Source organism: Micromonospora sp. (assembly GCF_048594385.1).
In the GTDB taxonomy this organism is placed as follows: Bacteria; Actinomycetota; Actinomycetes; order Mycobacteriales; family Micromonosporaceae; genus Micromonospora; species Micromonospora wenchangensis.
On the sequence record NZ_JBMDWU010000188.1, the window covers coordinates 1 to 5,938 of the forward strand.

Below are 5,938 nucleotides of genomic sequence, written 5' to 3' on the forward strand. Positions count from 1 at the left end.
CGCAGAGCGCGGCGACCAGGCCGGGGGTCAGGTCGAGGGTGCCGTCCGGATCGGGCAGGACGACGAAGTCGTTGCCGGTGCCGTGGCCCTTGGTGAACTCCACGCCCCCATCATCGCCGATGCCCGGCGACCACCCGCAGGGCAGTCTCGACAACCGTCGGTTCGGTCGGGTCCAGCCAGTGGATGCGCTGGTCACGGCGGAACCAGGAGCGTTGCCGTCGGACGAACCGGCGGGTGGCCCGGATCGTCTCCTCCCGTGCCTGCGCCTCGTCGGTCTCCCCGGCCAGGAACCGCAGCACCTGCTGGTAGCCGAGCGCCCGGCTGGCCGTCCGGCCGTCGGCCAGGCCCTGCCCGCGCAGCGCGCGTACCTCGGCGACCAGTCCGTCGGCCCACATCCGGTCGACCCGCACCGCGATCCGCTCGTCGAGCAGCGCGGTGTCGAGGTCGACGCCGAGCTGCACCGCCGGGTAGTACGGGGTCGGGTCGGGCAGCGAGGCGGTGAACGGCGCACCGGTCAGCTCGATCACCTCCAGCGCCCGGACGATGCGTCGGCCGTTGCCGGGCCGGATGCCCGCCGCCGCCACCGGGTCCGCCCCGGCCAGCCGGGCGTACAGCGGGGCCGGGCCGAGCTGCGCCAGTTCCGCCTCCAGCCGTTCGCGTACCGCCGGGTCGGTGCCGGGGAACTCGAACTGTTCGAGCACCGCCCGCACGTACAGGCCGGAGCCGCCGACGAGCAGCGGCACCCGCCCCCGGGCCAGGATGTCGTCGACCGCCGCGCGGGCCAGCCGCTGGTATTCGGCGACGCTGGCCGGCTCGGTGACCGGCCAGATGTCCAGCAGGTGGTGCGGCACCCCGTCGCGCTCGGCGGGGGTGAGCTTGGCGGTGCCGATGTCCATGCCCCGGTAGAGCTGCATCGAGTCGGCGTTGACCACCTCACCGCCGAGGGCGTGTGCCAGGGCGATGCTCAGCGCCGACTTGCCCGCCGCGGTCGGGCCGACCACGGCGACGACCGTGCCGCTCACCGCGTCACACCGCCCGCCGCCGCCGTCCCGGCGTCATCCGCCATTGTCCCGGCATCGCCCGCCGGTGTCCCGTCCGGGCCGGGCGGGTCCGTCCGCGTCCAGGAGGCCACCAGGTAGCCGACACCGTAGGGGACGGCGTGGTGGCGCAGTTCGCCGTGCCAGTCGCCGCCGGCCGCGCGAACCGCCCCGGCCAGCACCTGCCAGGTCGGCCGACCGGCGACCCCCAGCTGCGCCGACAGCCCGCGGTCCAGACCGAGCAGGGCGTCGGCGTCCGCGTCGGCCAGGGCACGGGCGACCCCCTCGTCGTACGCCCCGGCGCGCGGGTCGTCGTAGCCTGGCGCTTTCGGGCCGTGGCAGGCCGACCCGTCACCGAGCACCAGCAGGGCCCACGGCCCGTCCACCCGCAGCCCGGCGCCGAGGGCGGCGCACCGGTCGGCCGGCTCGTCCGACGCGACGCTCACCAGCCGCCAGGCGGTCGGGGTCGGCGGGGCGGTCCGGTCGACCAGCCAGGCCCCGACCCGCCGACTCAACGGCAGCCCCTCGTCGTCGGCCGACGGAGGCACCGGCTCGACGCCGGCCGGCGGAGGCACCGGCTCGACGCCGGCCGTTACGAGACCGACCGTGAGGGGCAGGCCCCAGGGGGCGAAGCTGCCCCGGCGGGGCAGCGCCAGTTCGGTGGTGCGCTCACCGGCACCGACCAGCACGACGGTGTCCGCCCCGGCCGCGTAGAGGGCGGCGACGGCGGCGGCGCTGGCGTCACGCAGCTCCGCCAGTTCGGGCGCGGCGGCCCCGGCCAGCTCGGGGACGATCAGCGGCGGGTGCGGGCAGACGGCGGCGGCGAGCAGTGGCACCAGGCAACGGTAACGGCCGGGCACCGCCCGCTCCGCCCACCCCGCCGCCCGGCCCCGGGCGCACAGGCTCTGCGGCCCTACTGCCCCGGGGCCATCGGCCATGTGGTCGGCGGGACCGGGTGGCGGGTACGGTCAGCCGGTCTGTCCGCCCCAGCCGCCCTGGACCATGGTCTGGAACCGCCACTGCCCGCCGGTGCGGACCAGCAGGTCGGCGTAGCGCACCCGCTGGCGTTGGCCGTCGAGGGTGAACTCGGCCTCGGTGAGCACCACGGCCAGGCTGCGGGTGAGGAAGTAGGGCGTGCGCCGGCTCTCCATCCGCAGGTCGCCTCCGCCGCCGAGGACGCCGCCCATCATCTCCAGGTAGGCCGCCCGGTCGAGCTGGCGGGCCGAACCCTCGCCGGCCGCGTCGTCGGTGACCGTGTTGAGCGGGAACATCGCCAGGTCGGCGGTGCCGGCCACGTCGCCCGCCTCGGCCAGGGCGTCGTACCGGCGGAACCACTCGTCCAGCTCGGCGAGATCGGCGGCGTCGGGCACGAACCCGGGGTCGGCCGGGGGCGTCATCCGGGTGTGGGACTGCGTCATCCTGCTCCTCCTCGCCCGCCCGGCGCACGGGCGGCAACGTCGGTGTACGGCCTACCGTACACCGTACGGCGGATTGCGACACTCGCCCCACGGAGCCTGTGTGTGGGTGCTAGGACACCGTATGGTCACGGTCAGAGACAGGCGCTCGACGCGGACGGGGGCGGACCTGTGACAATGCCGGGAGCAAGTTGGCTGCGCCGTGGCGGCGATCGCGGGGGGTTTCCCGACGACGCCGGGAGAACGAGGATGGGCACATGAGCGACTGGACTGCCTTCGGACGGGTGGACGCGGACGGCACCGTGTACGTGAAGACCGGCGAGGGCGAGCGGGTGGTCGGATCCTGGCAGGCGGGCGCGCCCGAGGAGGGCCTGGCCCACTTCGCCCGCCGCTTCGCCGACCTGGTCACCGAGGTGGACCTCACCGAGGCCCGGCTCAACTCGGGCGCCGCCGACGCGGGAGGTTCGCTGAGCACCGTGCGGCGGATCCGCGCCTCGCTGGCCGAGGCCCACGTCGTGGGGGACATCGACGCCCTCGCCGCGCGCCTGGACAAGCTCGCCGTGCTCGCCGAGGAGAAGGCCGGCGAGGCCCGTGCCGCCCGGGAGGCCGCCCGGGGTGAGGCGCTCGCCCGTAAGACCGCCCTGGTCGAGGAGGCCGAGAAGCTGGCCGCCGAGTCGACCGGCTGGAAGACGGCCGGTGACCGACTCAAGGAGATCCTCGACGAGTGGAAGACCATCCGGGGGGTCGACAAGAAGGCCGACGGTGAGCTGTGGAAGCGGTTCGCCGCCGCCCGGGACGGCTTCACCAGGCGTCGGGGCGCCCACTTCGCCTCCCTCGACCAGCAGCGCAAGCAGGCGCACACGGTCAAGGAGGAGCTGGTCGCCGAGGCCGAGAAGCTCTCCGACTCCACCGACTGGGCGGCCACCGCCAACCAGCTCAAGGAGCTGATGAACCAGTGGAAGGCCGCCCCGCGCGCCTCCAAGGAGTCGGAGCAGAAGCTCTGGGAACGGTTCCGCGCCGCCCAGGACGCCTTCTTCAGCCGGCGCAGTGAGGTCTTCTCGGCCCGGGACAACGAGCAGCGGGCCAACCTGGAGCGCAAGCAGGCGCTGCTGGCCGAGGCCGAGGCGCTCGACGTCGACGGCGACCCGAAGGGCGCCCCGGCGAAGCTGCGCGATATCCAGGCCCAGTGGCACGAGGCGGGCCGGGTGCCCCGGGAGGCCGCCGCCGGCCTGGAGCGGCGACTGCGGGCCATCGACGACAAGGTCCGCGAGGTGATGGACTCGGCCTGGCGGCGGACCACCAAGGAGGACAACCCGCTGCTCGCCCAGATGCGGGCGCAGGTCGCCGAGGCCGAGGAGCGGCTCGCCCGCGCCCAGGCCGCCGGGGACGCCCGCCGGGTCAAGGAGGCCGAGCAGGCGCTCGCCTCCAAGCGGCAGTTCCTCCAGCTCGCCGAACAGGCCGGCTGACCCCGACCGGCCGTCCGCGCCGGTTGGATGGACATATGTGAGCCCCCGGTCCCGGGTGAAGGGACCGGGGGCTCACGCGCGTGTCCGCCCTGGTCGCCGAGCGGACCACCCGGCGGGGCCCGTGCGGGGAGCATCCCGGGCACGCCGGTTACCAGCCGGAACGACCCTTCCGGCGGGGCCGCCGCGACCTGCGGTTGACGCATCGAGACCGGCTGATCAGAATGGGCGGCAGAGCCAGGTCGATCCCACCGGCGCGAGGGCACCGACGACGGACACCGTCGTCGGGAGTCGCCGGTGCACCGCAGCGAGTGGCCGTGTCCACGTGACCCGGCACGTCGCGCACTGTCCGCGTATCCCGTAACGAGCGGGACGGACGGCGGCGGCCGGCTTTCCCCCCGGTTTTCCGCCCGCGTCGCCTCGCGACGCCGGGCATCCGAAGTGGAGCCCGCATGTACCGACCCCGTATTCTCGGCGCCGCGCTCACCGCGCTCGCCACCGCTGCGGCAGGCGTGTTCGTCGCCGCCGCCGTCGGCACCACCCCGGCCGCCGCCGCCGTCGGCGGCACCGGCACCGGCTACCTGCACACCAACGGCAACAAGATCGTCGACAGCACCGGCGCGACGGTACGGCTGACCGGCATCAACTGGTTCGGCATGGAGACCGACAACCGCACGTTCCACGGCCTGTGGTCGAACAACCCGTGGCGTGGGCAGCTCGACAAGATGGCCAGCCTGGGCTACAACACGCTGCGCATCCCGTACTCGAACGACTCGGTGAAGCCGGGCGCGACCGCCACCGGGATCAACGACTTCGTCAACCCGGACCTGGTCGGGCTCTCCCCGTTGCAGATCCTCGACAAGGTGATCGACTACGCCGGCAGCAAGGGCATGCGGGTCATCCTGGACCGGCACCGGCCGACGTCGGCCGGTCAGTCGCCGCTCTGGTACACCCCGACGGTCTCCGAGGCGACCTGGCTCGCCGACTGGAAGATGCTGGCCCAGCGGTACGCCGGCAACACCACGGTGATCGGCGCGGACCTGCACAACGAGCCGCACGCCGAGGGCACCAACCCGGCCGCGACCGGCGCCTGCTGGGGCTGCGGCGACACCACCCGGGACTGGCGGCTGGCCGCCGAGCGGGCCGGTAACGCCATCCTCGGGGTGCAGCCGAACTGGCTGATCTTCGTGGAGGGGGTGAGCTGCCCCAGCGGCGGCCTGTCGAACGTCTGGGACAACGACACCAGCAACGACGAGGACTGCGGCTGGTGGGGTGGCAACCTGTCCAAGGCCGGTCAGTTCCCGGTCCGGCTGAACGTGGCGAACCGGCTGGTCTACTCGCCGCACGAGTACGCCACCAGCGTCTACGAGCAGGAGTGGTTCAAGGCGGCCGACTTCCCGGCGAACCTGCCGGCGGTCTGGGACCGCTACTGGGGTTACCTCTACAAGCAGAACATCGCCCCGATCATGATGGGCGAGTTCGGCAGCACCCTGGCCGACCCCCGGGACAAGGTGTGGCTGGAGAAGCTGATGGCCTACACCGGCACCGGGGTGAACGGGATGTCCTTCACCTACTGGTCGTGGAACCCCAACTCGGGTGACACGGGTGGCATCGCGCTTGACGACTGGACCAACATCAACACCGCCAAGCAGGCGATCCTCCAGCCTTACCTGATCCCGCCGGTCGCCGGTGGGGCCGACCCGACCGGCACCCCGACGCCGAAGCCGCCGACCACCACCCCGGTGCCGCCGACCACGACCCCGCCGCCGCCCACCACGACGCCCCCGCCGCCCACCACCACGCCCCCGCCGGCGGGTGGCTGCACCGCCACCTACAAGCAGGTCAACGCCTGGCAGGGTGGCTTCCAGGGTGAGCTGACCGTCAAGAACACCAGTTCGTCGGCGGTCAACCCGTGGTCGGTGACCTGGACCTGGCCGGCCGGGGTGACCCTGGTCAACGGCTGGAACGCCACGGTCACCCAGTCCGGCACGACGGTGACCGCCGCCGGGCCGAACTACGCGCC

5 protein-coding genes and 1 pseudogene are annotated in these 5,938 nt (G+C 73.7%); 2 read left to right on the forward strand and 4 right to left on the reverse strand.

All coding sequences use genetic code 11. The annotated features are described in order from the left end of the window. The 4 genes and pseudogenes from ACOJTC_RS10165 to ACOJTC_RS10180 form a co-directional block, all read right to left on the reverse strand. A pseudogene (locus ACOJTC_RS10165) lies at window positions 1–103 on the reverse strand (diaminopimelate epimerase); the annotation flags it as partial. A gap of 7 nt (window positions 104–110) precedes the next feature. Next, window positions 111–1,022: a tRNA (adenosine(37)-N6)-dimethylallyltransferase MiaA gene (gene miaA, locus ACOJTC_RS10170; protein WP_420116666.1), complete on the reverse strand. Its 912-nt coding sequence runs from the start codon at window positions 1,020–1,022 to the stop codon at window positions 111–113. Next, window positions 1,019–1,873 (reverse strand): hypothetical protein, encoded by an 855-nt coding sequence (locus ACOJTC_RS10175; protein ID WP_420116667.1) that lies wholly within the window; start codon window positions 1,871–1,873, stop codon window positions 1,019–1,021. The genes miaA and ACOJTC_RS10175 overlap by 4 nt, the downstream gene beginning before the upstream one ends. 132 nt (window positions 1,874–2,005) lie before the next feature. Next, window positions 2,006–2,455, reverse strand: a complete 450-nt coding sequence (locus tag ACOJTC_RS10180) for a hypothetical protein (RefSeq protein ID WP_239484649.1) — start codon at window positions 2,453–2,455, stop codon at window positions 2,006–2,008. Window positions 2,456–2,709: 254 nt separating this feature from the next. On the opposite strand from ACOJTC_RS10180, the gene ACOJTC_RS10185 reads away from it, so the two are divergent. Both ACOJTC_RS10185 and ACOJTC_RS10190 read left to right on the forward strand, forming a co-directional pair. After that, a complete protein-coding gene (locus ACOJTC_RS10185; RefSeq protein WP_420116668.1) occupies window positions 2,710–3,918 on the forward strand; it encodes a DUF349 domain-containing protein in 1,209 nt (402 codons plus the stop codon). A 449-nt stretch (window positions 3,919–4,367) separates the two neighbouring features. Next, window positions 4,368–5,938: cellulase family glycosylhydrolase (locus ACOJTC_RS10190; protein ID WP_420116669.1), on the forward strand; the 1,571-nt coding region annotated here is incomplete at its 3' end.

Bases quoted from the DNA above. Each gene is read 5' to 3' on its own strand.
- ACOJTC_RS10180 (WP_239484649.1), bottom strand. From the start codon at position 2,455: ATGACGCAGTCCCACACCCGGATGACGCCCCCGGCCGACCCCGGGTTC.
- ACOJTC_RS10185 (WP_420116668.1), top strand. From the start codon at position 2,710: ATGAGCGACTGGACTGCCTTCGGACGGGTGGACGCGGACGGCACCGTG.